General features: G+C 65.1%; 25 protein-coding genes. 14 read left to right on the plus strand and 11 right to left on the minus strand.

Features of this window, described 5'->3' with window-relative positions; genetic code table 11:
• Window positions 1–20: 20 nt before the first annotated feature.
• The 6 genes from rsmA to lptF all read right to left on the minus strand — a co-directional run bounded on the left by rsmA (window position 21) and on the right by lptF (window position 7925).
• Window positions 21–866 carry a 16S rRNA (adenine(1518)-N(6)/adenine(1519)-N(6))-dimethyltransferase RsmA gene (gene rsmA / locus LB520_RS17430; protein WP_224638296.1) on the minus strand — a complete coding sequence of 282 codons (846 nt, stop codon included), beginning with the start codon at window positions 864–866 and terminating at the stop codon, window positions 21–23.
• A gap of 7 nt (window positions 867–873) precedes the next feature.
• The gene (gene pdxA, locus LB520_RS17435) at window positions 874–1929 is read right to left on the minus strand and encodes a 4-hydroxythreonine-4-phosphate dehydrogenase PdxA (RefSeq protein ID WP_224638297.1); all 1056 of its coding nucleotides are present in this window, start codon (window positions 1927–1929) and stop codon (window positions 874–876) included.
• 128 nt (window positions 1930–2057) lie between these two features.
• On the minus strand, window positions 2058–2978 hold the full coding sequence (locus LB520_RS17440; protein WP_095767016.1) for a SurA N-terminal domain-containing protein: 921 nt from the start codon (window positions 2976–2978) through the stop codon (window positions 2058–2060).
• Between the two features lie 236 nt (window positions 2979–3214).
• Window positions 3215–5644: an LPS-assembly protein LptD gene (locus LB520_RS17445; RefSeq protein ID WP_224638298.1), complete on the minus strand. Its 2430-nt coding sequence runs from the start codon at window positions 5642–5644 to the stop codon at window positions 3215–3217.
• Window positions 5644–6726, minus strand: a complete 1083-nt coding sequence (lptG, locus tag LB520_RS17450) for an LPS export ABC transporter permease LptG (RefSeq protein ID WP_224544067.1) — start codon at window positions 6724–6726, stop codon at window positions 5644–5646. Before lptG ends, LB520_RS17445 begins: the two co-directional genes overlap by 1 nt.
• Before the next feature lie 2 nt (window positions 6727–6728).
• On the minus strand, window positions 6729–7925 hold the full coding sequence (lptF, locus tag LB520_RS17455) for an LPS export ABC transporter permease LptF (RefSeq protein ID WP_095767018.1): 1197 nt from the start codon (window positions 7923–7925) through the stop codon (window positions 6729–6731).
• Between the two features lie 377 nt (window positions 7926–8302).
• On the opposite strand from lptF, the gene LB520_RS17460 reads away from it, so the two are divergent.
• Window positions 8303–9805 (plus strand): leucyl aminopeptidase, encoded by a 1503-nt coding sequence (locus LB520_RS17460; RefSeq protein ID WP_224638299.1) that lies wholly within the window; start codon window positions 8303–8305, stop codon window positions 9803–9805.
• Between the two features lie 9 nt (window positions 9806–9814).
• On the plus strand, window positions 9815–10264 hold the full coding sequence (locus tag LB520_RS17465; protein ID WP_224638300.1) for a DNA polymerase III subunit chi: 450 nt from the start codon (window positions 9815–9817) through the stop codon (window positions 10262–10264).
• On the opposite strand, the gene LB520_RS17470 is transcribed toward LB520_RS17465, so the two are convergent.
• Window positions 10261–11148, minus strand: a complete 888-nt coding sequence (locus tag LB520_RS17470) for a LysR family transcriptional regulator (RefSeq protein ID WP_318012102.1) — start codon at window positions 11146–11148, stop codon at window positions 10261–10263. The genes LB520_RS17465 and LB520_RS17470 overlap by 4 nt on opposite strands.
• A 124-nt stretch (window positions 11149–11272) precedes the next feature.
• On the opposite strand from LB520_RS17470, the gene LB520_RS17475 reads away from it, so the two are divergent.
• The 9 genes from LB520_RS17475 to LB520_RS17515 all read left to right on the plus strand — a co-directional run bounded on the left by LB520_RS17475 (window position 11273) and on the right by LB520_RS17515 (window position 18989).
• The gene (locus tag LB520_RS17475) at window positions 11273–12070 is read left to right on the plus strand and encodes an alpha/beta fold hydrolase (RefSeq protein WP_224638302.1); all 798 of its coding nucleotides are present in this window, start codon (window positions 11273–11275) and stop codon (window positions 12068–12070) included.
• Between the two features lie 86 nt (window positions 12071–12156).
• The gene (locus LB520_RS17480; protein WP_224638303.1) at window positions 12157–13146 is read left to right on the plus strand and encodes a 3-oxoacyl-ACP synthase III family protein; all 990 of its coding nucleotides are present in this window, start codon (window positions 12157–12159) and stop codon (window positions 13144–13146) included.
• Between the two features lie 3 nt (window positions 13147–13149).
• Window positions 13150–14133, plus strand: a complete 984-nt coding sequence (locus LB520_RS17485; protein WP_224638304.1) for an NAD-dependent epimerase/dehydratase family protein — start codon at window positions 13150–13152, stop codon at window positions 14131–14133.
• Window positions 14130–14954, plus strand: coding sequence for an MBL fold metallo-hydrolase (locus LB520_RS17490; RefSeq protein ID WP_224638305.1), 825 nt, complete (start codon window positions 14130–14132; stop codon window positions 14952–14954). Before LB520_RS17485 ends, LB520_RS17490 begins: the two co-directional genes overlap by 4 nt.
• Window positions 14951–16207: a F390 synthetase-related protein gene (locus tag LB520_RS17495; protein WP_224638306.1), complete on the plus strand. Its 1257-nt coding sequence runs from the start codon at window positions 14951–14953 to the stop codon at window positions 16205–16207. Before LB520_RS17490 ends, LB520_RS17495 begins: the two co-directional genes overlap by 4 nt.
• Complete coding sequence (locus LB520_RS17500) at window positions 16204–17349, plus strand: GNAT family N-acetyltransferase (protein WP_224638307.1); 1146 nt, start codon at window positions 16204–16206, stop codon at window positions 17347–17349. Before LB520_RS17495 ends, LB520_RS17500 begins: the two co-directional genes overlap by 4 nt.
• A complete protein-coding gene (locus LB520_RS17505) occupies window positions 17346–18341 on the plus strand; it encodes a Rieske 2Fe-2S domain-containing protein (RefSeq protein ID WP_224638308.1) in 996 nt (331 codons plus the stop codon). The genes LB520_RS17500 and LB520_RS17505 overlap by 4 nt, the downstream gene beginning before the upstream one ends.
• Window positions 18342–18393: 52 nt before the next feature.
• Window positions 18394–18681, plus strand: coding sequence for a type II toxin-antitoxin system RelE/ParE family toxin (locus LB520_RS17510; RefSeq protein ID WP_095767029.1), 288 nt, complete (start codon window positions 18394–18396; stop codon window positions 18679–18681).
• A gap of 2 nt (window positions 18682–18683) precedes the next feature.
• Complete coding sequence (locus LB520_RS17515; protein ID WP_095767030.1) at window positions 18684–18989, plus strand: addiction module antidote protein; 306 nt, start codon at window positions 18684–18686, stop codon at window positions 18987–18989.
• Here the strand turns inward: LB520_RS17515 and LB520_RS17520 are convergent.
• From LB520_RS17520 to LB520_RS17535, 4 genes are all read right to left on the minus strand, one after another.
• Window positions 18975–20153 carry a hypothetical protein gene (locus tag LB520_RS17520; protein ID WP_224638309.1) on the minus strand — a complete coding sequence of 393 codons (1179 nt, stop codon included), beginning with the start codon at window positions 20151–20153 and terminating at the stop codon, window positions 18975–18977. The genes LB520_RS17515 and LB520_RS17520 overlap by 15 nt on opposite strands.
• Before the next feature lie 77 nt (window positions 20154–20230).
• Complete coding sequence (locus tag LB520_RS17525; protein WP_224638310.1) at window positions 20231–21307, minus strand: glycosyltransferase family 2 protein; 1077 nt, start codon at window positions 21305–21307, stop codon at window positions 20231–20233.
• 5 nt (window positions 21308–21312) lie between these two features.
• Window positions 21313–22230 carry a lysylphosphatidylglycerol synthase domain-containing protein gene (locus LB520_RS17530; protein WP_224638311.1) on the minus strand — a complete coding sequence of 306 codons (918 nt, stop codon included), beginning with the start codon at window positions 22228–22230 and terminating at the stop codon, window positions 21313–21315.
• 340 nt (window positions 22231–22570) lie between these two features.
• A complete protein-coding gene (locus tag LB520_RS17535) occupies window positions 22571–23044 on the minus strand; it encodes a carboxymuconolactone decarboxylase family protein (RefSeq protein WP_224524957.1) in 474 nt (157 codons plus the stop codon).
• A 132-nt stretch (window positions 23045–23176) separates the two neighbouring features.
• Here LB520_RS17535 and LB520_RS17540 point away from each other — a divergent pair, with 132 nt between their 5' ends.
• From LB520_RS17540 to LB520_RS17550, 3 genes are read left to right on the plus strand one after another with little or no spacing between them, the layout of a single operon-like run.
• Entirely contained in the window at window positions 23177–23797 is a 621-nt protein-coding gene (locus tag LB520_RS17540) for a TetR/AcrR family transcriptional regulator (protein WP_224605650.1), read from the plus strand.
• 31 nt (window positions 23798–23828) lie between these two features.
• A complete protein-coding gene (locus tag LB520_RS17545; RefSeq protein WP_224638312.1) occupies window positions 23829–24455 on the plus strand; it encodes a hypothetical protein in 627 nt (208 codons plus the stop codon).
• Window positions 24456–24513: 58 nt separating this feature from the next.
• Window positions 24514–25362, plus strand: a complete 849-nt coding sequence (locus LB520_RS17550) for a 23S rRNA (adenine(2030)-N(6))-methyltransferase RlmJ (RefSeq protein WP_095767035.1) — start codon at window positions 24514–24516, stop codon at window positions 25360–25362.
• Window positions 25363–25370: the final 8 nt, after the last annotated feature.

Genomic DNA, 25370 nt, shown 5'->3' on the forward strand with positions numbered 1-25370 from the left:
GATTCCAGTGACGCTGGCGGTCAAACCGCGTTGGTCAGCCTGACAAACTCTTCCACGCTGAGCGTCTCGGCCCGCCGCGTCGGGTCAATGCCGGCCCGCGTCAGCAACGCCTCGCCGCCAAGGCTCTTAACGCTTTGCCTGAGCATCTTGCGGCGCTGGCCGAAGGCGGCCTCGGTGACGCGGCCCAGCTTTCTGGCGTCCACGGACAGGGGAGATAAGCGCGGCACCAGATGCACCACCGATGAGGTGACCTTCGGCGGCGGCGTGAATGCCTGCGGCGGCACGTCGAAGGCGATCTTCGCTTCGGTGCGCCAGCCGGCCAGGATGCCGAGCCGGCCATAGCTGTCGCTGTCCGGGACCGCTGTGATGCGCTCCGCCACCTCGCGCTGGAACATCAGCGTCATCGATTGGTAGAAGGGCGGCCAATCGGCCACCGTCAGCCAGCGGATCAGAAGCTCGGTGCCGATATTGTAGGGCAGGTTGGCAACGATCTTCACCGGCCCGCCGTTCGCCGCGCCGGCAAGCGCGGCAAAATCCGTCTTCAACGCATCGCCGGGAATGACCTCCAGGCGACCGGGATAATGGCTGGAGACCTCGGCCAGCGCTTCAAGGCAGCGCTCGTCGCGCTCGATGGCGATCACGCGCCGCGCACCGTTGAAGAGAAGTGCCCGCGTCAATCCGCCCGGGCCTGGGCCGACCTCGATCACCGTCGCCTCGCCGAGATCGCCGGCGGCGCGCGCGATCTTGCCTGTCAGGTTGAGGTCGAGCAGAAAATTCTGCCCGAGCGCCTTCTTGGCCTGCAGGCCATGCCGCTCGATCACCTCGCGCAACGGCGGCAACCCGTCGATTGTGGTGCGCCCGCTCAATGGATCCTCACGCGGCGGTGGCCGGCCGTCCGCTGTCGGCCAGCCGGCGCGCCAGCCTTAGCGCAGCGATCAGGCTGTCGGCGCGCGCAATACCCTTGCCGGCAATGTCGAAAGCGGTGCCGTGATCGGGCGAGGTTCGGATAAAGGGCAGGCCCAGCGTCACGTTCACCGCCTCGTCGAAGGCTAGAGTCTTGGCCGGGATCAGCGCCTGGTCGTGATACATGCAGAGCGCCGCGTCATAGGAAGCGCGCGCGCGCGGATGAAACATCGTGTCAGCCGGCAGCGGTCCGATCGCGTCGATCCCTTCCGCTTTGAGCATCTCGACGGCCGGGGTCACGATCGCAGCATCCTCCAGGCCCATGGCGCCGCCTTCGCCGGCATGCGGGTTGAGTCCGGCGATCGCAAGCTTCGGCCGCGCAATGCCGAAGCGGGCCTCGAGATCGGCGGCGGTGATGCGCGCGGTCGCGACGATCAGCTCCGTCGTGAGCAGCTTCGGCACTTCGGCCAAAGCGATGTGGATGGTCACTGGAACAGTGCGCAGATCGGGTCCCGCCAGCAACATCACCGGCGTCACATCCCTGCCGGTGTGGCGCGAAGCCAGGTGCGCCAGATATTCGGTGTGGCCGGGAAAGCCAAATCCGGCGTCATAAAGCGGCTTCTTGGAGATCGGGCAGGTGACTATCGCCGCGGCGTGCCCGGTGAGACAGTCGGCGACGGCGCGGTCGATGGCCTCGATGGTGCCGGCGGCGTTGGCGGGGTTCGGCTGTCCCGGGCTGTCGAAATGACGCGCATCGAGCGGAACGACAGGCAGAGCCCGGGCAAAGTGGTGCGCCGCCTGTCCGGGCAAGGTCTCGGCGATCGTCACATTCGCGCCGACCAGGCGGGCGCGGGCTTCGATCAAAGCGGGGTCGGCAAGCAGATAGAAGGGCGGCACACCGGCGCTGTCGCCAGCTTGCCAGGCGGCGATGGCGATCTCGGGCCCGATGCCCGAGGGATCGCCGACACTGAGCGCCAGCGGCGCGTGGGTCTTCTGCGTGCTCATGCGGTCGGCTGGCTGCGGCATCGCACGCTTGTCGCTCAGAGCATGATGCCGAAAAGTGTGCAGCGGCTTTCGGACGACATCATGCTCTATCTCTTTGATTTAGAGGCGGATTCAGATTTCAGGTCGACTCGACCTGAAATCATCCGGCTCTAGCGTTCGACGATCTTGGCCTTCTGGCGCAGCTCGGCGACATATTTCTTGCTGAGCTCGTCGGCGTCCTTGTCGTTGCTGCCTTCGGCCTGGAACACCATCTGCGCGGCCTTGTCGTCGGAAACCTCGCGCGAGGAGCAGATGCCGATGAACTCGACGCCACGCTCGGTCTCGCGCGTCGGCGTCGCGGCGCCGACCTTGGTCGCCTTGATCTGCTCGGCCCAGTCGGACGGCAATTGCGGCGCCAGCACGCGGCCGAGGTCGCGCACGGTGACGTCGATCAGGCCCTTGGCGAATTCCCGCGTAGTGTTGCAGCCGCTGAAGCGGGCGCGCATGGCGTCGGCCTCGCGCTTGCGCTTGGCGAGCGTGCCGGCGCGCTCCGATGCCGGAACCACGAAGATCACCTGCTGCAGCATGTATTCCGTCGCGGTCGGCTTGGCGCCGCCCTTGTCCAGCATGCGCCGCACGGCATCCTGCTCGGTCACCGAGCCGCCTTCGCCGGAGCGGTAGCGCGAGCTGAGCGCCTGGTTCCAGGCCATCTGGGCACGGATGAATTCCTTGAAATGTTCCTTGGTGACGCCCGACTGCGCCATGATCGCGTCGAGTTTCGCCAGTGGCATCTTGTTGCCCGAGGCAAAGCGCTGGTAGGCGGCGTCGACCTGCTGGTCGGTGATGTGGATGCCGAGCCGCTTGGCCTCGGCCAGGCGCAGCGTCTGGTCGATCATCTCCTGCGCGGCATCGCCCTTCTTGTGCTGCAGCTTGAAGAAGGCGGCGCGGTGCGCGATGTCGCCGGTGGTGATCGGCATGTTGTTGACGACATACTTGATCTCAGCGGCGAAAGCAGGCCGCACGACAGCCGTGACCGAAATGGAGGCCGCCACCAGAAGCGCGAATCCCGCTGAAAACAGGTATTTCCTCATCTTACCTTCCTAATTTTTCCCCATCTCGAGTTTCCCGCCATCGCGGCGCCGCGCGTCCTCCGAACGCCTGCCGGATGCAGTCGACCCCATGCCCATCTTATGCGGCGAAACGATGTCGCCGGCGCATGGCCCTGGGAAACGCGCCCATTTTCGAAGGAACACGCTCCAAATCAAGACCAAAGCCCATCAGCGCCCCAGCCGGCGCACGGCTCGGAGACCGCCCGCCCGCCGCTTGATCACTGGATGGTATCGACTGCGCTTGTTGACGAACCGAAATCGCCGAGCGTGCGGAACGACAGGTTGAAACCGATGTTCTGCGACACTTCCTTGGTGACGGTGTCGCGCGTCTGCGAATACGTCATGATGTAAGTGAAGCAGCTATCGTTGTAGGCGAAGCCGACGCCGTCCTTGACCAGCACATTTGTCTCGATGTCGTAGGTGCCGGTGCCGAACAGCCGCCAGTTCTGCGCCAGATGGGTCGAAGCGCCGAGCGTGAGCTCGTGGCGGTCGGTGGTGAAGCCATAGAGCGGCTGCGCCTCGATGAAGGCGTATTTGGCGCTGAGCGATATCGGCAGGCTGGAATAGGCGGCCTTCACTTCGGCGCGCCTGACCTCGAATGTCTGCTCGTCGAAACGCCCGCTCAGCGAGCCGGAGAAACCGCTCGGGCTGTTGAAGCCGATAAGGCCGACATAATCCGAGGTCTGCTTGTCCAGGCCGGACTCGGCCCCGACATTGACGAGGTCGGGCGCGGCAAAGGAGTTTTCGCCCGCAAGCTGGTAGGACTGGCCGAAAATTGCATTCGTGGCCCAGCCATTGTCATAGGCGCCTGAATACCGGAAGCCGACATTGGCGCGCGTGCCGCCTTCTATGCGGTCATAGCCCGAGAATTTGTCGCGTTCGAACAGCGTGGTGGCGTCGAAGACGAAGCTCTGCGCGTCTTCGTTCGGGACGGCCAGTCCGCCGACATATTGCTCGTTCGGGCGCACGAAGACCTGCGCCGTCGGCTCCAGGACATGGCTGGAGTTCGCCATCGAGAACAGGAGCGGCCAACGCGCCTCGAGGCCGAGAGTGGCCATGTAGCGGGCAAGCGAGGAACGCATGTCGTCGTCCTCGCCGAGATTCGTCCCCATCTGGTTGACGGCGGCGAGCGAAGCCGAATTGGCGTTGACGTAACCGGCATCGCCGCGGAAGGCGAGCAGCGGCGTCAGTTGCAGACCGCCATCCGTGGTGAAGGTGCGCTTCCACTCGGCTTCCGTCGTCAACCGGCTCGACTCGCCTTCGATGCCGCGCACATTGTTGATGGAAGTGCTGTCGATCGGATTGGCCAGCACAGCATCCAGCCGGTTGCGGCTGATCACGCGTGTATTGACGTTGAATGACAACTGGCCGCCGGCCACCGACGTGTCGGGAATATAGGCGTAGTCGAGCGACGGCAGCACCCAGGGCTGCTTGGCCGAGCGCGACGTCGGATCGCTGGAGAGCGTGTCTTCCTGCACCTCGAAGCGCATCGCGCGAACGTCGAAATAATTGCGGTCGCTCAAGCCCGTCAGATAGATCGACGACTGGTGGACGAGGTCGTTGTAGCCTTCAATGTTATAGGTGCGCGAGAATTCCTTGTCGGTCTGGAGCAGCACGTCCCAGCCGAAATCCCAGCGCTCATTGATGGCGAACTGGCCCTTGGTGCCCATCATGCCGCGGAACTTGTTCGGGTCGCCTTCCGGGCCGGAATTGACGTTATGGCCATGGTTGATGTCGAGCGTGCGCGTATCGATGAACGCGTTCGGATCCTGCTGGTTGATGCCGGCAATCTTCAGCGTGTACTGGCCGTTGTTGAAGCGCTGGCGCCACTCGGCCTCGCCGAGGAAACCCTGCTTGGTATAGCCGCTGCCGGTGACGGTCAGGTCATAGGTCGGAGACAGGGCGAAATAATAGGGGACTTTGATGCCGACGCCGAGATGGTTGTTGTAGACGATGCCGGGGATCAGGAAGCCGCTCTTGCGCTTCACCGTCGGGTCGGCGATCTCGAAGGCCGGCAGATAGGCGAGCGGGAAGCCGAAGAACTCGAAATTCGAGTTTTCGAAGCGGACCGTCTTCTTCTCGCCGTTCCAGATGATCTTTCGCGCCTTGATGCGCCAGGTCGGCGCTTTGTCCGGCTTGTCTTCGCAAGGCTCGCAGGCGGTGTAGACGCCGTTGTGGAAGGTGGTGAGCACGCCGCCCATGCGCTCCGCGCTCTCGGCGGCGAAATAGGCCTTGTCCACCGTCTCGACGCGCAGCGCGTTGAGAAAGCCGTCGGCGAAGTCGTCGGTGATGTCGATATGGTCGGAATTGACCTTGGTGCCGTCGCTGTTGATCAACTCGACGGCGCCGCTGGCGACGAGGCGCTTGGTGTCGCGGTTGTATACCACGCGCTGGGCGACCAGCTTGTTGCCGCCATAGTCGATCTGCACGCCGCCGACGGCCGTCACCGTGTGCTTGTCGTTGTCGTAGACAAGCGTGTCGGCGGCCAGCAGCATCTGCGTGCCGGAAGGGACGGACTTGGCAGTGATCTGCTGCGCCAGCGCGGATGCCGTCGGCACCGCGCAAGCGAACAGACACGCCAAGGCAGTCGCCCCATAGAGGCGTGCCAAACCGGCCTGCCTATGGCTGCGCAAAACCGCCTCCCTCACTAGCCGTCTTCCTTGTATAGCAGAAACGTCACCCCAAAGAACATAGCCACGACAACCGGAACCCATGCAGCCACCACAGTAGGCACGAATCCGGCTACACCGAATGCCTTGACCAGTACCGAAACGACATAAAGCAGAAAGCCGGCCACGACGCCACCCAGAATCATCGTTGCCGACTGTCCCATTCGTGCAAATCGCATTGAAACCGTTGCAGCAATCAGCGTCATGGCGACGAGAAGGAACGGCAAGGCAACCAGCGAATCAAACTGCATGGCGAAGGCGTTCGCCTTGAGTCCGAAGGAACGCGCAACCTCGATCTTGCGCGGCAGCTCGTAGAACGGGATGGTTTCCGGGCGCGCCAGGCGCTCCTGCACGAATTCCGGCTTGAGATTGGTCGGCACCCTGTCGGACGCCAGCGCCTGGATATTGCCCCCCTTGAAGACCTTTACGTCCTGCAAGTCCCAATAGCCGTCGCGCAGGAAGGCCTTGGCTGCATCCTTGCGTTCGGCGATGTTGCCCTGCGGGTCGAGGATGAAAAACACCGCGTCCGCCATCTCCAGCCCCTGATTGAGGATGGCGCGGGCGCCGATGATGGTGTCGCCCGATTCGGTCTTTTGCCTGAGCCACGGCGTGACGTTGGTCGTCACGGCGTTCGACTTGCCGGCCCTGAGGTCGTTCTCCATCTGCTCGGACCAGGAAAAGCCGTGCGCAGCGATCGGATTGATCACGGCGACCGACAGCACGCCGAACATCAGCGCGCCGACGCAGCACGGAAACAGGAACTGCCAGGCCGAGACGCCGGCCGAGCGGGCGATCACCAGCTCGTAACGGCGGTTGAGCGACACCAGCGTTGCCATTGCCGAGAACAGTCCGACGAACGGCACCGTCTGCAGCATGATCATCGGCATCCTGAGCGCCGAAATGGCGAAGGCTGTGCCGTAGGTGAAGCCGGGCAGCCCGGTCGTGCGGCCCGAAAGCTCGGTAAAGTCGATCAGGAACACCAGCGCCAGCAGGCCGAGGAAGAACCAGAAGGTGATCGAGACGTAACGGAAGAAGAAATAGCGGCCCAGCGTCCAGCCCATGGTCAGGCTCCCTGGCCGGAAGTGCGCCGGACGAGCCAGAGCTTGAATGTTGTCCAGTTGTCGCCGGCACGCTTGGCGAGGCCCGTCAGCCAGTCTGCCCAGCTGACTGGCAATTCCATGGTGCGCGACGATACGATGAACCAGATCGAAACCGCGGAGGCGATGAGCGGTATGGCGTAGAGCAGGTAGACATAGTACCAGACCCTGTCGGCCTTGCCTGCGGCGAAGAAGCCCAGCCACCGCACGAAAAGCGCTATCGCGATTGCCGTGATCAGCGGATTGATGCGCGCCTCCCGGTGCGAGCGCGCGTCACCCGCAACGGCAAGAGCGATCAGCGCGAACACCAGCGAATAGGACCATTCGGCGAGACGCTGGTTGAGCTCCGCCCGGTAGCTGCCCGGTTCGCGCTGGAACATCTTGTCGTTGGGATCCGGGCTGAGCAGATATTGCGTCGTGCGGTCCTTGGGCAAAAGCGTGATGTCGTTCGCCGCCGACATGAACGCCGACATGTCGAAGGCATACGAGGTGAAGCGGATGACGGAGAGGTCGCCGGTCACCGATTTGCGGTTGATGACGCCGTCATTCATCATCAGCACCTTCTCGTCGCCCTTTTCGACGATGCTGCCGGTCTTGGCGTAGTAGGTCAGGCTGGCGCCTTCCTCGCGTGAATCGGCCACGAAGATGCCGCCCAGCCGGTTGCCGGGAAGCCGCTCGCCAACCTGCAGGAACAGGCCTTCGTCGATCTTGCGGAACGTGCCTTCCTGGATGATCAGCGACAGAAGGTCGGCGCGCGATGCTGCCACCAGCTGTCGGTTCTTCTGCCTGGCATAGGGATCGATGGCGTTGTCGACGATGAAGGAAAACGCGCAAGCCGCTATCGCGAGCAGCAGGATCGGCCGCGCGATCGTCCAGCGCGAGGCGCCGGCGGCGCCGAGCACGGCGAGTTCCGAATCGGTGTTCATGGCGCTCAGCGTCTGCGCCACCGCCACCACCAGGGCGAACGGCACCACGATCGGGATGATTGAGGGGATGATGAGTGCCGCGACTTCGAAGAAAGTCAGCGCCGACTGGCCATTGTCGGTGACGAGGTCGATCTTGGCCAGCACCTGCGTGGTCCACACGATCGCCAGCGTCCAGACCAGCGCCGCGAGGAACATCGTCAGCGCGCGGCGCATGATGTAGCGTTCAACGACCTTCATGAAGGCTTTTCTCGATTTTGCCGAACGGCATCATGCCCGCCGACAAGGTAGTGATCCGGCGGCGCCCGCACAACTGCGTCATGGGCGGCTCGCTCCGGTTTGTCGCCCCACGCCACGTGCCCCGGCGTGGCGGAGTCTCCGCGCCAATGAATAAGAAATGCAAAACATCGATGGTTAACAGCAGGTTGCGGCAGCAAGCTAAGGCCGTGCCGAGGCGAATCCTTTGTCTATGGTGGCGCCGATATAGACCGCGATTTCGGCCAAAGTCTTGCCAAATGGCGGAAAACGACCAAATGTCGCGCACTCTTGCCAAACCTCTCGCCCGTTGAAAATTACCTTTGCCGGCACCCCACGGCCATCCCCGAAAGCAGGACCTGATGACGTCGAGACCATCCATTTCCTTCGCCAAATTCGCCGCGCCCAAAAAGGGCAGCGTCTTCGTCTTCGCGGCCGATGACGGCGGGCTCGGCGAGGCGGCGAAGGCCTGCGATCCGGCTGGTGCATTGGCTCGCGCCTTTCCGGTCGCCGATTTCTCCGGCAAATTCGCAAGCTCGGCCGAGGTGCTGGCGCCGGAAGGAACGCCGGTCGACCGGCTGGTGGCGGTCGGCGCCGGCAAGGTCTCGAGCCTCGACGACTATGCCTGGCTGAAGCTCGGTGGCGCCGTTGCCGCTTCGCTGCGCAAGGCGACCGAGGTGGCCGTCATCCTCGATCTGCCGGAGATGCAGCCCGACGGTCGCCAGGCGGCGAGCCTTGCCGCCGGCATCCTGCTGCGCAGCTATTCCTTCGACAAATACAAGACCAGGAAAGACAAGGAAGATGGCCAATCCGACACGAAGTCGGGCAAGCCCGCCAGGGTAACCGTTCACTGCGCCGATCCCGCTGCCGCGAAGAAGGCTTTTGCCGGCGAGGAAGCGGTGGTCGACGGCGTGCTGCTTGCGCGCGATCTGGTCAACGAGCCGGCCAACGCGCTTGGGCCCGTCGAATTCGCCGAGCGCGTCAAGGCGCTGGAGCAGCTCGGCGTCGAGGTCGAGGTCCTGGCTGAAAAGGAGATGAAGAAGCTCGGCATGGGCTCGTTGCTCGGCGTCGCGCAAGGCTCGCCGCGCGGCGCGCGCCTGGCGGTGATGCGGTGGAACGGCGGCAAGGCCAAGGACGCGCCGCTCGCCTTTATCGGCAAGGGTGTCACCTTCGACACCGGCGGCAATTCGATGAAGCCGGCCTCGGGCATGGAGGACATGAAGGGCGACATGGGTGGCGCCGCCGCCGTCACCGGCCTTATGCGTGCGCTCGCTGCGCGCAAGGCGAAGGCCAATGTGGTCGGCGTCATCGGCCTGGTCGAGAACGCCGTCGACGGCCATGCCCAGCGTCCCGGCGACATCGTCACCTCGATGTCGGGCCAGACGATCGAGGTGCTCAACACCGATGCGGAAGGCCGCCTCGTTCTGGCCGATGCGCTCTGGTACGCCAACGACCGTTTCAAGCCGAAGTTCATGATCAATCTGGCGACGCTTACCGGCGCCGTCATGGTGGCGCTCGGCCAGCATTATGCCGGCCTTTTCTCCAACAATGACGAGCTTGCCGGCCGGCTTTTCGGCGCCGGGCAGGCATCGCAGGAGCGGCTATGGCGCATGCCGCTCGGGCCCGAATACGACAAGCTGATCGATTCCAAGAACGCCGACATGAAGAACATCGGCGGCCGCTATGGCGGCGCCATCATCGCCGCGCAGTTCCTGCAGCGCTTCGTCAAGGACACGCCCTGGGCGCATCTCGACATCGCCGGAACCGCGATGGGCGCGCCGTCGAGCGAGATCAACCAGTCCTGGGGCTCGGGTTTCGGCGTGAGGCTGCTCGATAGGCTGGTCCGCGACCACTATGAGGGTTAGGTTTCCGGGATGACCGACATCCTGTTCTACCATTTGACCGAATCGACGCTCGAGGAGGCGCTGCCGGGCCTGCTCGAGCGCAGCGTCGAGCGCGGCTGGCGCGCGGTGGTGCAGACCGGCACGGAAGATCGCCGCGACGCGCTCGACCAGCATCTGTGGATTTTTCGCGACGATTCCTTCCTGGCGCATGCCACCGATCGCGAAGCCTATCCGGCCGAGCAGCCGATCCTGCTCACCACGGGCGAGGGCAACCAGAACGCCGCGCAGATCCGTTTCCTGGTCGACGGCGCGACGCCACCCGACTTGTCCGGCTACGAGCGCGCCGTCTTCCTGTTCGACGGTCATGATGCGGCACAAGTCGAAGCCGCTCGCGGCCATTGGAAGACGATGAAGGAAGCCGGCCACGCCGTGACCTACTGGCAGCAGACGCAGGACCGACGCTGGGAACGCAAGGCTTAGCTCGCAAGTCCGGCACTATCCTGAAGATGTCGCCACAGCGCCTCGGCCACAGGTCCGTGCGGCTTGTCGCGTCGCCGCACCGCGGCGACGGTTTCGCTGCGGCCGGGAATGTGCCGGCCGGCAATCGAGATCAGCCGTCCCTCGCGCAAGTCGTCCTCGATCAACCAGTCGGGCAGGTGGCCCCAGGCGAGCCCGTGCAGGATCAGCTCCTTCTTCATCATATGGTCGGGCACCGAGCAGGAATGCGCGCCGTCGATAACGAAGAAGTTTTCGGATGACGGGCGCCGCGCCGTGTCTCGGATCACGCATTGGGTGAAGGGCCGCATTGCTTCTGGCGTGACGTCATTCCTCGGGTCGAACGGCAGGAAGCCCGGCGCCACCACCGGCACGAAGGCGACTTCGCACAGGTTGATTCTCTCGAGATGCGGATCGGACGGGTTGGCGCGGTGGAAGACGAGGTTCGCTTCGCCGTCCATCAATCGCTCGACCGGCCCGCCGATTGCTTCGTAGTCGAGATGCAGGCGCGTGCGCGGCCGCTCGGCGAAGAAGCAGCTGAGCAGGCCGAGTATTCTGGGCCGAGGGCAGACGTCGCCCATGACGAGGCGCAGCATGGTTTCCTCGCCGCTCGCCAGCTGGCCGGCATAGGTCCGAAGATGCTCGAACTCGCGGATCGTCAGTTGCGCCCGCGCATGGAACAGGCGGCCCTCGTCGGTCAAGCTCACCCGGTAGCCGCTGCGATCCAACAGCCTCAGGCCAAGTTGCTCTTCGAGCCGGGCGACGGCCGCGAATACCGAGGGATGCGTCCGGTGCAAGGCCTGTGCCGCGGCCTGGAAGCTGCCTCGGCGGGCGACCGCGTCGAAACATCTGAGGTCGTGAAGTTTCATGCCATCCATAGTCCACATATCCTACAAAGATTGTCGCATCATAGTAATTTTCTTCGATAGTTACGATGCCTACCTTTGCCTCATCGAAAGCCTTCCAAAAGCGCCGAAAGGATGAGGACCCAAAATGACCGACACGCTTCACTTCACGGCGGGCGATGGCGCCCGCATCGCTTACAGGCTGGACGGTCCCGAAGACCGTCCGGTGCTGATGTTCTCAAACTCCATCGCCACGACGTTCCACATGTGGGACGGCCAGGTTCCGGAATTTGCCAAATCCTTCCGCGTGCTGCGCTATGATTTTCGCGGCCATGGCGGCTCCGACGCGCCGACCGGCGCCTATTCGCTCGACCGTCTCGGCCGCGACGTGTTGGAACTGCTCGATTTCCTCGGGCTTGCCCGCGTGCATTTCCTCGGCCTGTCGCTGGGCGGTTTCGTGGGCCAGTGGCTGGGCATCCATGCGCCGGAGCGCATCGAGCGCCTGATCCTTTCCAACACCTCGCCACATCTCGGGCCGGCATCCTATTTCGACGAGCAGATACGCAACGTGCTTGCGGCCGACGACCTGTCGGCGACGGCGGACATGTTCATGCAAAACTGGTTCCCTGCCTCCATGCTTGCCGGTCAAAACAAGACGGTCGAGCCATTCCACGCCGCGATCCTCGCCATGTCGCCGCAAGGCCTGGCGGGATGCTTCGCCGCGGTCCGCGACGCCGATCTGCGCCGCCCGATTTCCCTCATCGCCGCGCCGACGCTGGTCATCGGAGGCGAGGACGACAAGGTGACGCTGGCAAGCCACAGCGAGGCGATCGCGGCGGCGATCCCCGGCGCGGAACTCCTGCTTTTGCCCGGCGTCCACCTGCTCAATGTCGAGCGTCCGGCGGAGTTCATGGAGGCGGTGACGGGTTTCCTCCGGAAGCGATGACCTGGCAGTGCCGCATGAGCGTGGAAACGTCGCTATCGGTCGCTTTTTGCGCTAGATAAGGGCCAAGCTCATGCGGCGGGGGGAGAATGCGGATCAGGATCGTCGGAACCGGCAGGGCGGTACCGGCTGAGCGCGTCACGACGCGGACGCTGGAGGAGCGGCTTGGCCTCGGCGAGGGCGCGCTCGAAACCGCGACCGGCGTCGTCGAGCGCTATGTCTGCGAGGGCGAATCGCAAATCGATCTAGCTTGCGCGGCGGCGACGCTGGCGCTTGAGGATGCCGGCCTCGATCCCGGCGCCGTCGACCTGATCATCGGCGGCTGCGGCGTGCCTTACCAGCCGCTGCCGGCGACCGCGCCCTTGGTCATGCAGCGCCTTGGGCTGGCCGACGGCTCGGCCGCCGCCTTCGACGTCAACAGCACCTGCCTGGGCTTCCTCACCGCCTTCGAGACCGCCGGCCGCATGATCGAGGCCGGGCAATGCGAGACGGCGCTGGTGTTTTCCTCCGAGGTCGCCTCGCGCGCCTTGCCGTGGCAGGACGCGCCCGAGATCGCCGCGCTCTTCGGCGACGGCGCCGCGGCCGCCGTGCTGCGCAAAGGCGGCCAAGGCGAGGGCAAGATGGCGGCCAGCCTGATGCGCACCTATCCATCCGCGTGGGAAGCCTGCGGCATCGGTTCGGGTGGCACGCGCTTCGATTTCCGCAAGGAGCAGGAAGCGTTCGCCGCGCACAGCCTGTTCCACATGGACGGCAAGGAATTGTTCCGGCTCACCGCGCGCCATTTCAACGGCTTCGTCGCTGCTCTGCTCGAGCGCGCCGGCTGGCGGCATGGCGATGTCGATCTCGTCGTGCCGCACCAGGCGAGCCCCTTCGCGCTTGCCCATATGGCGCGCCAGACCGGCTTTGCGCCGGAAAAGCTCGTCGACATTTCCGTCCGCTTCGGCAACCAGATAGCGGCTTCCATTCCCTTCGCGCTGGACGTCGCGCGCCGCGAGGGCCGCGTGGCGCCGGGCATGAAGCTGCTCATCCTCGGCACGTCGGCCGGCGTCTCCTTCGGCGGCATGGCGCTGGAGGTCTGAGGAATGGCCGTGCTCGTCACCGGCGCCAGCGGTTTCTTGGGCTCGCATGTGCTCGAGCGGCTGGCTGCGTCCGGAACGCTGGCGCTCGGGCTCGGCCGCGATGAAGCGTGCTGCGCCGCGCTGGAGGCCGCCGGCCATCGCATCGTCCGCCACGATCTCGCGCAGCCGCTCGACGCCGCGCTCGATCCGAGGCTTGGCAGGGTCGAACGGATCATCCATTGCGCGGCGCTCTCTTCGCCTTTCGGACGCCTCGCGGATTTCGAGGCGGCCAATGTCACGGCAACGCGCAACCTTGTCGATTTCGCACAGCGGCAAGGCGTCAGCCGCTTCGTCCACATCTCCACCCCGTCCGTCTGCTTTGCCTTCCGCGACCAGCTTGGGCTCAGCGAGGACGTGGCCTTGCCGGAGCCCGTCAATCACTATGCCCGCACCAAGCGCGAGGCCGAAAAGATCGTGTTCGGCCAGCCCGCCATTCATCCGCTGGCGCTGCGGCCCCGCGGCATCTACGGCAAAGGCGACCACGCGCTGCTGCCGCGCCTGATCAAGGCAGCCAAAAGCCGGCCGCTGCCGCTGTTTCGCAATGGCCGGGCGGCCATCGACCTCACTTATGTCGACGACGTCGTCGACGCGGTGATGGCGGCGCTTACCGCGCCCGGGGAGGCGGAGTGCCAAATCTTCAACATCTCCGGCGGCGAGGTGCTGCCGGTCCGCCGCATTGCCGACGAGGCCTGCGCCCGCGCCGGTCTCGAGGCGCGCTGGCGGCCGACGCCGCTCATGCCGGCGATGCTGGCGGCGGGCCTGATGGAAGCAGTGGCGCTCCGGTTGCCTGGCCGCCCCGAGCCGCCGGTCACCCGCTATGGGCTCGGTCTCTTCGCCTATGCGCAAAGCCTCGATATTTCCAAGGCCAAGCGGATGCTTGGCTGGGCACCGAAGATCTCGTTCGAGCAAGGGCTTGACCGCACGTTTTCCGGTGGTGCGCAGCCATGAGGATCGTCTTCGCCAACAGCGCCTGGGTGAGCGCCGCCGAGCGATTGATCCTGCGCGGCGGCGGCTGGCAAAGCATCAGGCTGCGCGTCCGCTATGGGCTGATCTTTCACCCAACTGCCGGGCCGGTGCTCATCGATACCGGCTATACGCAGGAAGCTTTGAGCGGGGCGCGACGCGGCCGGATGCTGCGGCTCTACGGTGCGCTGCTGAAACCCGAGCTCAATGCGGCCGAGCAGGTTCTGCCGCTGCTGCAGAGTTTCGGCCTGTCGCCCGACGACATCCGCACGATCATCGTCACCCATTTCCACGCCGACCACATTTCGGGCCTGTCGCTGTTTCGCAGCGCCCGCTTCATCGCCAGCGATGCCGCTTGGGCGCGGGTCAAGGCGCGCAGCCCGAGGCAGAATCTGCGGCATGGCGTCTTCGCCGAACTCTTCCCTCCGGATTTCGAGGCGCGGCTGGAGGGCATCTCCGCGAAGCCCCGCGTAACGCCGCAGGGCGCCATCCCCGGCGGCGCCGATCTCTTCGGCGACGGCAGCGTGATCGCGGTCGATCTTCCAGGACATGCCGACGGCCAGTTCGGCCTGCTGTTTACCGGACCGGCCCGGCCGCTGCTCTACGCCGTCGATGCGCAATGGCTGCTTGCTGCATTGGCCGAGAGCCGCACGCCGGGTTTCCCGGTCACGTTGATCGCCGAGGATGCCGCGGCGATCGAGCCGACCAGCGCCATGCTGCGCCGCTTCATCGCTTCCGGCGGCGAAGTGATGCTCTGCCATGATCCCGCTCCGACATCTTACGACCTCGCACCGGAGGCCGCATGAACGGGCTGGCGGAAGCGGCAGGCTCCTTCGCCTTGACGCGCTGGGTCTCGCGCAAGAGCCGCGCGGATTTCGAGCGCTGGCAGGCAACTGCCCTGCGCCGCTTCCTCGACCGCGACCTGCCGCGCGCGCCTTTCTATCGAAAAGCGCCGGATCAACTTGCCGATCTGCCGGTCACCGACAAGGCGCTGCTGATGGCGCGTTTTGCGGATTTCAACATCCACCGTCTCACCGCCGCGCAAGCCTGGGCGGCCCTGGCGGGCGAGGGCCGCGCTGGACCGCTCACTATTGGCGCCAGCACCGGAACATCGGGCAATCGCGGCCTGTTCGTGATTTCCGAGGCCGAAAAATACCGCTGGCTGGGCGCGATCCTGGCCAAGGCGGCGCCCGATCTTCTATGGCGCGGCATGCGCGTCGCCGTCATCCTACCGCAGAACACCGGGCTTTACGACAGCGCCCGCAAGTCGCGGCTGATAAGGCTCGCCTTCTTCGACCTGACCTTGGGGCCGGAAAGCTGGCGCGGCGCGCTCGAAGCCTTCGACCCGACGGTGATTATCGCGCCGCCGAAGGTGCTGCGGCATTTCGCAAGCGAGGGTTTCCGTCTGCGTCCGAAGCGTGTCTTCTCGGCGGCTGAAACGCTGGATCCGGTTGACCGTCCGGTTATAGAGGATTTCTTCCGGCTGCCGCTCGATCAGATCTACATGGCGACCGAAGGCTTGTTCGCGGTCACCTGCCGCCACGGCGGACTGCATCTTGCCGAAGACTCCGTATTCTTCGAATTCGAGCCGGCGGGCGAGGGGCTGGTGACGCCGTTGGTGACAACCTTTCGCCGCCGGACACAGATCATGGCGCGCTACAGGATGAACGACCTGCTGCACTTGTCCGAAGCACCTTGCCAATGTGGTTCGCCGCTGCGCTGCCTCGACGAGATCGTCGGCCGCATGGATGATGTGTTCCGGCTCATGTCGCCGGACGGCCCGGTGCTCGTCACGCCGGATGTGCTGCGCAACGCCGTGCTCAAGGCCGATCGCCGCATCGACGATTTTCGTCTTGTCCAGACCGGGCCGGACAGGGTCGAGCTCAGCCTTCCGCCAACGTTCGCGGATGATGCGGCGGCGGCCGCGCATCAAGCGGTACAAGCGTTGCTGGATGCGCGAAAGGCGGTCGCCACCGTCACGCTCGTCCGCGCGCCGCTGCCGCTGGAGACAGGCCGCAAGCTGCGTCGCGTCGAAGCCCGCCTGGAGCGCGCGCGATGAGCGGCGCGGCGATGGCGCAAAGGCTTGTGCAGCAGGCCGACCGGGTCGAGAACAAGCCGGCAAAGGTCGAGGCTTTTGTAAGGCTTTTCAACGAGATGCCGGTGCGCCACCTCATCGCCAATCTGGACACGAAAGTCGAGACGCTCGAAATCGCCGGAGGCATTTTTCCGCTGACGTTGAACGATGGGAGTGAAGCGCGCAACTGCTATATCTGCTGCCCGACCAGCGCCTATATCGACTACGCGATGGATGAGACGCGCAACTTCGCCGCCCATCCTCTGTTGCGGCGCGCGCTGAGTATCCTGATCGGGGCCTGCGCGCCGCTGGTCAGGGCAAGCGGCCTCGACCGTCAGGCGCAGGTCAACAACTGGCTCTATTCGACCAATCCGGTGCCGCTGCTCGACCGGCCGGCGATCGCGTCGCTGCGCGCGGCCTTGACCGCGCGTTTCCCTGATCGCGCCATCGTCATCCGCTCGCTGAACGATATTGCCGACCCGGCGACCATTGCCGCCTTGAGGGCCGAGGGGTTCCGCATGCTGGCGGCGCGCCAGATCTACATCTTCGCCGATCGCAGCGCCGCGCGCGCAATGACGCGCGACATGAAGCGCGATCGCGCCTGCCTGCGCACAACGCCGTTCGACCGAGTGGGCAATGGCGATTTCACCGAGGCCGATTATGCGCGCGCCGAGCAGCTCTACACCATGCTCTACCTCGACAAATACACGCCGCTCAATCCGCACTACACCGCCCGCTACATCGCCGAAATGCACCGGCGCGGCATCATCAGCCTGGCGGGGTTGCGCCGGCCGCGCGGCGAGCTGGTCGCCGTCACCGGCCTGTTCGAGAACGGCGGCACGCTGACCCAGCCCATCGTCGGCTATGACACCAGCCTGCCGGTCGCCGACGGGCTTTATCGCATGATGATGGCGGTGGCGCAGGACCACGCGACTTCGCGCGGCCTGTTCTTCAACATGAGCGCGGGCGCCGCCGATTTCAAACGCCAGCGCGGCGCGGTCGCGGCGATCGAATACAACGCTGTCTATGCCGAGCATCTTGCGCTTCGCCGACGCATGGCGATCCGCGTCATGGAGGCCGTGCTGGGATCGGTAGGCATTCCCCTGCTCAGGAGGTTCGAACTGTGAGCGAGCGCGGCGGGGAAGCCCATTGGCAGGCGGTGGCGTTGTCGACCGACATCGTCAAGCGGCCGAAGCGCATCCTGTTCGACGGCGCGCCCGTGGTGCTGTTCCGCTCGGCGCAAGGCATTGCGGCACTTTTCGATCGTTGCCCGCACCGGCTGGTCGAGCTGTCGACCGGCAGGATCGTCGGCGGGGAGATCGAATGCCCCTATCATGGCTGGCGTTATGACGGCGAGGGACGCTGCACCGCGATCCCCGGCCATGTCGGCGCCATGCCGCATTACCGGGTCCGCCGCTTTGCCGCGATCGAGCGCGACGGCGTCGTCTTCATTTCTTCCGGCTCGCCGACGAGCGAGCCTTACCTGCACTGCATGCAGGGCAAGGATGTCATCGTGCGGCGGGTGCGCTCGTCGACGCAGTCGACGGTCATCGATGCGGCGGAAAACATCCTCGATGCCACCCATACCCATTTCACCCATAAAGGCCTGCTGCGCGGCCTGACCTCGAAGCGCCATCTGGTGCGGGTCGAGGTGACCGGAGGCGAGGGCTGGGTCGAGGCCTGCTATACCGGCGAGGACCGTCAGCAGGGCCTGATCAGCCGGCTCATGGAAGGCGAGCGTGCGAAAACCATCGGCCGCTTCCGCCATCCCGGCATCGCCGAGCTCGAATATTGGGGCAGGGACGGGCTGGTCTTAGCCACCACCTTCCATCTGCGCCAGGCCGACGAGCGCACCGTCGAGGGCGTCGGCTGGCTGATCGGACGGCGCCAAGGCCTGCTCGGCGAGCTGAAGGCGCTGGCCTTCAGGCCGCTTTTCAACATCGCGCTGCACCAAGATCGCCGGGTGCTGAAATCGGCCAGCGACAATGCCCGGCTACCGCCCCAAGCCCTGCCGGTGATCGGCCCGCTCGATTTCCTGCGCCGCGACATCGCCGCGATCATGGATGGGAAGATGCCAGCGGCTGCGAGTGAGACAAGGGTGCATTATATCGAACTGTGAATTATAGTGCACATACCTTGATTTGAATGCTTTCGTGAATTATAGTTCACGCATGATCGAGGTCCGGCAGACCGCCGATTTCACCAACTGGCTGGACGCGCTTCGCGACACCGCGGCTCGACAGCGCGTCGTCGCCCGCATCCGTCGGGTCGAGATTGGCAACATCGGTGATGTCAAATACTTCGATGGCATCGGCGAGCTTCGGATCGACCATGGCCCGGGCTACCGGCTCTACTTTGTGAAGATTGGAAACGCCGTGATCATACTGCTCTGTGGCGGCGACAAGTCCAGCCAAAGGCGCGACATCGCCAAGGCGAAACAGATGGCAAAGGAGATATGACTATGCCTCTCGAAACCACCCGCTTCGACATTCTCGACCACCTGAAAACTCCGGAGGATCGCTTGGCCTACATCGAAGCTGCCTTCGAGGATGGTGATCCCGCGCTCATTACGCACGCGCTTGGCGACGTAGCGCGCTCCATAGGCATGACGGCCGTGGCGAGAGAGGCTGGCGTTACGCGCGAGGCGCTTTACAAAGCACTGAGCGAGAAGGGCGACCCGCGCCTCAGCACTCTGCTGGGCGTCACTAGGGCGCTGGGTTTGCAACTTGAGGTCAAGCCTGTCGGCCCGGGCTCACTCGGGGCTTGAAGCGCTTCCAGCAGGCCCATTCCATTCGATATCGCGCGTCGATGCCGCCTGCAGGCTGATGCGTTCGCGCAATGCCACCCCAGCAATCTCCGCCAGCGCCGGCCATTGCGCCTTAACCGGCGCTGAATCTTCCGTCCAATTGAGCAATTCCTTGCCCTCGCGCATCGCCTTTCGGAATCCGCCAAACCCTCCCGAACGCAGCGCCGCCGGCAATCCGTAAATCCACATCGCGAGCCGCACCGTTTGCGGGGCGGTGACGTCGGGCGCGACTTCCTGACCGTCGCCGAGCACGGCATCCACGAAGCGCACGGGATCGCGAAAGAAATGCAGGCCGCTCACCGAGCGCGGATTGCATTCGAGCGGCAGCACACGGCCGCCCGGCTCGCGCATCAGGTCGAAGGAAATCTGCCCGGTCCACGTGGTGCCGGCCACGATCCGCTCGACCAGCTCGCGCGCGGCCTCGTCCCCGACCCGCTCGAAGAAGATGCCTGCTCCCTTTCCGGCACGATAGAGCGAGCGGTAGAGCGCGAGCGCCTTGAGCCTGCCCTGGCGCGCCACCGCATAGGCGCTGATCTCCTCGCCCTCGACAAAACGCTGCGCCACCCAGGGCATGGCGGCCGAGGGCGCGATCGCATCGAGCGCTTCGGGCGGCGGACGCAGCAGCACATGGCTGGCAAAGCGCGACCAGACCGGCTTGAACGCCAGCTCGCGAGAGCGGCCGCGCACGACCTCGATATCGCTACGCGAGCTGAGCAGCGTCGTTTCCGGCACCTCCAGCCCGAGCCGTTCGGCGAGCCGGATGAAGCTGTGCTTGTTGTGGACCTCCGCCAGCAGCTCGATATCGGGTGCGAACAGAAGCGCCGGCATGCTCCTGCCGCGCCAGGCAAGCGCAAGGTGAAAGACCTCCTCGCAGGTCGGGACGACGAGGCCGATGCCCTCGGCCCGGATCAGCTCCTCAACCGCATCGGCATAGGCCCGCGGCTCGAAGCGCGGCGGCGGCAATCGATGATAACGCGCGCAGGCTTTGCTCGCCGCCGCGATCGGCCGCGCCGGCGTGTCGGCCAGGATCACCCTATGGCCCGCGCCATGGAGAAGGCGCGCCAGATGCAGCGCAACCGGCGCCCGCGCCCCGGTAATCAGGATGGATCCGTCAGCCCCCGGCATCGCTCATTGGCGGTCGTTCCCGTCGCGAAAAGTCGTTGCGCGAAATCGGCGTGGTTGGCGATGCCGGAGCGGCAAGATCATTTCTTACGCGGCTTCGCCTTCTCGATCGCCGGCTTGCTCGGCCAATGCCAGCCTTCGCCCTCGCCATGCGCGGCCTGCGGCCGCGCCACATAGGCGAGCGCGCCATTGGCCTCGAGATAGACGCGCGACAGCATCTCGGCGAGCACGCCCGACGTCACCGCCTGCAGCCCGGCGATCACCAGGAAGAAGCCGGTGATCAGCATCGGCCGCGTGCCGATATCCTGCCCCCAGAAAACCTTGATCGCGAAGAGATAGGCAAGGATCAGCGAGCCGAGCACGCCGAACACGATGCCGATGCCGCCGAAGAAATGGCCGGGCCGCGTGCGGTAGCGCAGGAAGAAGAACATGAAGACGAGGTCCAGCACCACGCGGAAGGTGCGCGAGATGCCGTATTTCGACTGGCCGTGGATGCGGGCGTGATGCGTCACCACCTCCTCGGCGATGCGGCGCGGCGTCGTCACCGTCGCGAGCCAGGCCGGGATGAAGCGATGCATCTCGCCATAGAGCCGCACGCTGCGGATGACGCTGCCGCGGAACACTTTCAGGCTGCAGCCATAGTCCTTGAGCCGCACGCCGGTGACGCGGGCGATCAGCCTGTTGGCGATGCGCGAGGGCAGGCGGCGCATCCAGAAGCCTTCCTTGCGGTCCTTGCGCCAGCCGGCGACGAGGTCGAGATCCTCGGTCAGCAGGCGGTAGACCATGCGCGGAATGTCGAACGGGTCGTTCTGCAGATCGCCGTCGAGCGTCGCGATGACGTCGCCGCGCGCGGCGTCGAGGCCGGCCTGCATGGCGGCGGTCTGCTTGTAGTTGCGCACCAGTTCCACGCCATGCACATGCGGCCCGTATTGGGCCGCCAGCCGGCGGATCTCGGCGGACGTGGCATCGGTGCTGCCGTCGTCGACCAGCACCACTTCCCAGGGCTGGCTGTAATTTTCCATCGCCTGATGGATGCGGACCAGCAGCGGCTCGACATTGTCGGCTTCGTTGTACATTGGGACGACGATGGAGAGCTTGTGCTCGGGCATGACGGCGCCCTCGGGCAATCCGGAAGCCGGAATGGGAAGTACGTTCATGGCGCTCATTTCCTTGCCGGCCCCGCCGCCGGGGTTTCCGGCAGCGTCGATTTCGAGGGGAACAGCCAGGCAATCGCACCGGTTGCGACAGCCGAGCACAGGATGAAGAGATGCAGCGCGAGCGCGGCCTGCAGGCCGTCCTTCATGGCAATGCCGGAATAGAGCAGTGCGGCGGCCGCGCCCGCTTCATAGGTGCCGAAACCGGCGACACCCTGCACCGGCAGGATGGCGGCCGCCTCCGCGCCGACCGCGCCGGGAAAGGCGGTCTGGAACGAGGTGTCAAGCAGCATGGCGAGCAGCCAGCCCTGCACGCCGAGCTTCAGCGCCCAGTTGGCCATCGTCCACCACCAGCCGTAGCGCGAGCGTCCCGTCGCTTCGGTGAAGATGTCGCGCAATTTGCCGAGCTTCGAGACGATCCTGCCGCCCGCCGTCCAGTTGTGCGGCGCGCGCGCCCAGCGCGGCAGGTACCATGCGGCGGCGATCAGTACCGCGATGCCGGCGGCCCTCAGCGCCGGATGCAGGCCCGGCCAAACCAGGCAGGCCAGCACGCCGACGACGAAGGCGTCCTGCAGTCTGAACCACAGTAGCGAAGCGCTGGCGCGCACGATCGGCACGCCGAACACCTGGCGCAAAAGGATCGGAAACGCCGTCTCGCCGCCGCGGAACGGCACGACGTTGATCATCGCATTGTGGATCAGGATGACCCGAAGCACGGCGCCGAAGCGGCCGTTCACGTCGCCGCGGAATTCGTCGCAGACACGCAGCGCCCTGAGCACATAGGTGACGAACAGCGCCGCCGCGACTGCCACGAAGGCGCCTGGCGTAATGGAGGCGAAGGCATCGCCGACCATCTTCCAGCGCTGGTCGCTGGCAAGCCATGCCAGCAGCGCCAGAGTGACGATTATCGATATCGCTCGCTTCAAACAGGTCTCCAACGGGGCCGCCCGGTCGGGGCGGAAGCGCCATTCGAGGGCCTGCAAAGGGGGCGCTCTCGAATGTCGGCCCGGCCGGCGCCGGTCCGATATCGGATCCGTGCCGGCTTTTTCAAGGCGCTGTTCCTATAGAGCAATTTCAGGAAAAGTGTGAGCGGTTTTCCGTCCGGAATTGCGTCAAAACAAAGAGATAGAGCGGTTCGCCGTTTCCGTGAAACGGTGAAACGCTCTGGCGCAGCGGCGGCGGCGAATCCACAAGCTTGGTTGGAGCAGCGATTGGGGCGGCGAAAAGCGGGCGGACATCGCGTCCGCCCGATATGCCGATTAAGCCTTACTCTCCGCCCATCTCTTTCTTGAACTGATCGAAATCGACCTGCATGCCATTGAAGATGGTGCTCCAATGGCGCGTCAGCGCCGCCATGGTCACGGCCTCCTGGATCTCCTCGTCGGTGGCGCCGGCGTGCTTGGCGTTCTGGGTGTCCGACCAGATGCAGTAGCTGCAGGGGATCTGCGCCGCGACCGCCAGCGAGATCAGCGACTTCTCCTTCGGCGTCAGCGCCGTCTTGTCGCTGAGCTCGATGGCCTTGACCTCGGCCCAGGCGCCGGGCAGACCGGCCTTGGGGAATTGTTTGATGAAGCTCGGCACACCGCCCATGGTCGACTGGATGTCCTTCAGCGCCGCGTCATAGTCATCGGCGCGGGCCGGTGCGGAGGCGAGCAATGCGGCAGACACGCCCGCCGCGGCGATCAGCGAGGCGAAGCGAAGGCAGGAATGCGCGGTTGAGATGATGCGAATGACTGACATGATATTCTCCTCTGGTTTTTGTTAGCCTTACGATGTAAGGTGTGTGGAAGATGAACCTTACAGTGTAAGTTGTCAAGCGCCATGGATGCACCGAGCAGAAAAAAGCGACCCCGCGGAAAACTCTCCCGCGAGATGATCGAGGACGCCGCCTTCGAGGTGATCGAGCGGGAAGGGCTTTCCGGCTTTTCGATGCGCAAGCTCGCCGCCAGGCTCGGCTGCGAAGCGATGAGCATCTATCACCACTTCCCCTCGCAGGCGCATCTCTACGAGGCGCTGGTTGACCGCCAGATGAGCGGGCTTGTAATCCCCGACGATAGGCTGCCCTGGCGCGAGCGGGCCCGCATCGGCATGCAGGAATTCCGGCGCGTCGCCACCGAGCACCCGGCCTTTGCGCCGTTCATCGTCGTCTACCGAATGAACTCGCCGCCCTGCCTCGCCAAGCTCAACGCCATCATCGGCCTGTTCGAGGATGGCGGCTTCGGCCCCGAGCTCAGCGCCCGCCTGTTCCGCGCCGCCGGCTACTATCTGATGGGCGCGATCCTCGACGAGACGGCCGGCTATGCCAAGGGGCCTTCGGCGGTCACCACCGTCAGCGACGAGGAGCTGGCGCGCGACTATCCGAGCGTCGTGAAGGCCGGCGCCTATTTCGGCGCCGCCGGCTTCGACAAGACTTTTGAGCTTGGCCTGGAAATGTTTCTGGACGAGATGGAGCGGGTCCGCGAAGCTGCGCGAAACGAACCCGCCAAAAAATAGCAGCGATCTCGCTCAGAAACCAAGGCTCTGAATGCGCTTCCTGTGTGTCCTTCTCCTCATCGCCGGTGCCGCCATCGGCATCTTCTATCCCTGGGCGATGAGCAATTTTTCCGGCCACCCCATCGGCACGTATCGCGTCTATGAGGGCGGCCGCTTCCGGCCCGCCACCGTGCAACTTGCCGCAGGCGACGCTCCGGTAAGGGTGCTGGTCGACCTGACCGCGCGGGCCGAGCGCGTCGCGGGCCAGCAGCGCACGGTGCTGACGCTGACCGCAGCGCATGGCGGCCGTACGGTGCTGGCCTCGGCGCTCTCCTTCAACCACACGGACAATCCGCGCCAGGCCAGCCCGCAACTGCCCGACAAGATCTTTCGCGACGAGGCCGGCGTCATCGATAAGGTCGTGCCCGGTCCTTACCTCTTCACCGTCGGACCCGGCGATGCCGACGGCATCGCCATGCGCGCGGTCGATCTCATCCTGCGCGCGGACACCGGCTCGATCGACGAACGCGCGCGGCCGGCCGGCTATACGCTGATGGGCGTCGGCCTTGCCGGACTGGCGGTTTCGCTGGTCTTCGGGCGCCGCGGCGGCGGCCCGCAAAATCCCAATTCGCAACTGCCACCGCCGCGCTGGGGCCGCAACGGTTCGCCACGAGCATGATGGCCAAAAGTGTGAAGCGGTTCTCGCTCGGCCTCATGCTCTCTGAAGGTAAGCGCGCATGAACTATCGCCACGCCTACCACGCCGGCAATTTCGCCGATGTCGTCAAGCATGCCGTGCTCGCGCGCCTCGTCGAATATCTCAAGCAGAAGGACAAGGCTTTTCGCGTCATCGACACCCATGCCGGGATCGGCCGCTACAATCTTGCCTCGGTCGAGGCCGGCAAGACCGGCGAATGGCAGACCGGCATCGGCCGGCTGGTAGAGTCCGCGCTCGAGCCGCAAGCGGCGGCGCTGCTTCAGCCCTATCTGGAAGCGGTACGCGCGCGAAATCCCGACGGCGGCCTCAAGTATTATCCCGGCTCGCCACTGATCGTGCGCCATCTCCTGCGCAACCAGGACCGGCTGACGGCGATCGAGCTGCATCCCGAGGATGCCGCGCGGCTGAAATCGGTCTTCGCCGGCGATTTCCAGACAAGGGTCATCGAGCTCGACGGCTGGCTGGCGCTTGGCGCGCAACTGCCGCCGAAGGAAAAGCGCGGCCTCGTCCTCATCGATCCGCCCTTCGAGGAGGAGGGCGAGTTCTCCAGGCTCGTCGAAGGCCTGCAGAAGGCGCATCGGCGCTGGCCGGGCGGCATCTACGCGCTCTGGTACCCGATCAAGGACCGCAAGGCGGTCACCGCTTTCCGCACGGCGTTGACGGAGACCGGCATTCCGAAGCTGCTCGACATCGCCTTCGAGATCCGGCCCGCCTCGAACGAGCCCAGCCTCGACGGCAGCGGGCTGGTGGTGGTCAATCCGCCCTATACGCTGGAGAGCGAATTGCGGCTGATGCTGCCGGTGCTGCATAAAGCGCTCGCCCTCCGGCAACCGTCGCGCTGGTCGCTCGATTGGCTGGCGGGCGAGTAAGGCGACCG

It is taken from the genome of Mesorhizobium sp. CA12, from assembly GCF_020165255.1.
Taxonomy (GTDB): domain Bacteria; phylum Pseudomonadota; class Alphaproteobacteria; order Rhizobiales; family Rhizobiaceae; genus Mesorhizobium.

Coding starts and splice junctions, on each gene's coding strand:
- pdxA (WP_224638297.1), bottom strand. CDS start 1,929: ATGCCGCAGCCAGCCGACCGCATGAGCACGCAGAAGACCCACGCGCCG.
- LB520_RS17440 (WP_095767016.1), bottom strand. CDS start 2,978: ATGAGGAAATACCTGTTTTCAGCGGGATTCGCGCTTCTGGTGGCGGCC.
- lptG (WP_224544067.1), bottom strand. CDS start 6,726: ATGGGCTGGACGCTGGGCCGCTATTTCTTCTTCCGTTACGTCTCGATC.
- lptF (WP_095767018.1), bottom strand. CDS start 7,925: ATGAAGGTCGTTGAACGCTACATCATGCGCCGCGCGCTGACGATGTTC.
- LB520_RS17460 (WP_224638299.1), top strand. CDS start 8,303: ATGACGTCGAGACCATCCATTTCCTTCGCCAAATTCGCCGCGCCCAAA.
- LB520_RS17465 (WP_224638300.1), top strand. CDS start 9,815: ATGACCGACATCCTGTTCTACCATTTGACCGAATCGACGCTCGAGGAG.
- LB520_RS17470 (WP_318012102.1), bottom strand. CDS start 11,148: ATGAAACTTCACGACCTCAGATGTTTCGACGCGGTCGCCCGCCGAGGC.
- LB520_RS17475 (WP_224638302.1), top strand. CDS start 11,273: ATGACCGACACGCTTCACTTCACGGCGGGCGATGGCGCCCGCATCGCT.
- LB520_RS17480 (WP_224638303.1), top strand. CDS start 12,157: ATGCGGATCAGGATCGTCGGAACCGGCAGGGCGGTACCGGCTGAGCGC.
- LB520_RS17485 (WP_224638304.1), top strand. CDS start 13,150: ATGGCCGTGCTCGTCACCGGCGCCAGCGGTTTCTTGGGCTCGCATGTG.
- LB520_RS17490 (WP_224638305.1), top strand. CDS start 14,130: ATGAGGATCGTCTTCGCCAACAGCGCCTGGGTGAGCGCCGCCGAGCGA.
- LB520_RS17495 (WP_224638306.1), top strand. CDS start 14,951: ATGAACGGGCTGGCGGAAGCGGCAGGCTCCTTCGCCTTGACGCGCTGG.
- LB520_RS17500 (WP_224638307.1), top strand. CDS start 16,204: ATGAGCGGCGCGGCGATGGCGCAAAGGCTTGTGCAGCAGGCCGACCGG.
- LB520_RS17510 (WP_095767029.1), top strand. CDS start 18,394: ATGATCGAGGTCCGGCAGACCGCCGATTTCACCAACTGGCTGGACGCG.
- LB520_RS17515 (WP_095767030.1), top strand. CDS start 18,684: ATGCCTCTCGAAACCACCCGCTTCGACATTCTCGACCACCTGAAAACT.
- LB520_RS17520 (WP_224638309.1), bottom strand. CDS start 20,153: ATGCCGGGGGCTGACGGATCCATCCTGATTACCGGGGCGCGGGCGCCG.
- LB520_RS17525 (WP_224638310.1), bottom strand. CDS start 21,307: ATGAACGTACTTCCCATTCCGGCTTCCGGATTGCCCGAGGGCGCCGTC.
- LB520_RS17535 (WP_224524957.1), bottom strand. CDS start 23,044: ATGTCAGTCATTCGCATCATCTCAACCGCGCATTCCTGCCTTCGCTTC.
- LB520_RS17540 (WP_224605650.1), top strand. CDS start 23,177: ATGATCGAGGACGCCGCCTTCGAGGTGATCGAGCGGGAAGGGCTTTCC.
- LB520_RS17545 (WP_224638312.1), top strand. CDS start 23,829: ATGCGCTTCCTGTGTGTCCTTCTCCTCATCGCCGGTGCCGCCATCGGC.
- LB520_RS17550 (WP_095767035.1), top strand. CDS start 24,514: ATGAACTATCGCCACGCCTACCACGCCGGCAATTTCGCCGATGTCGTC.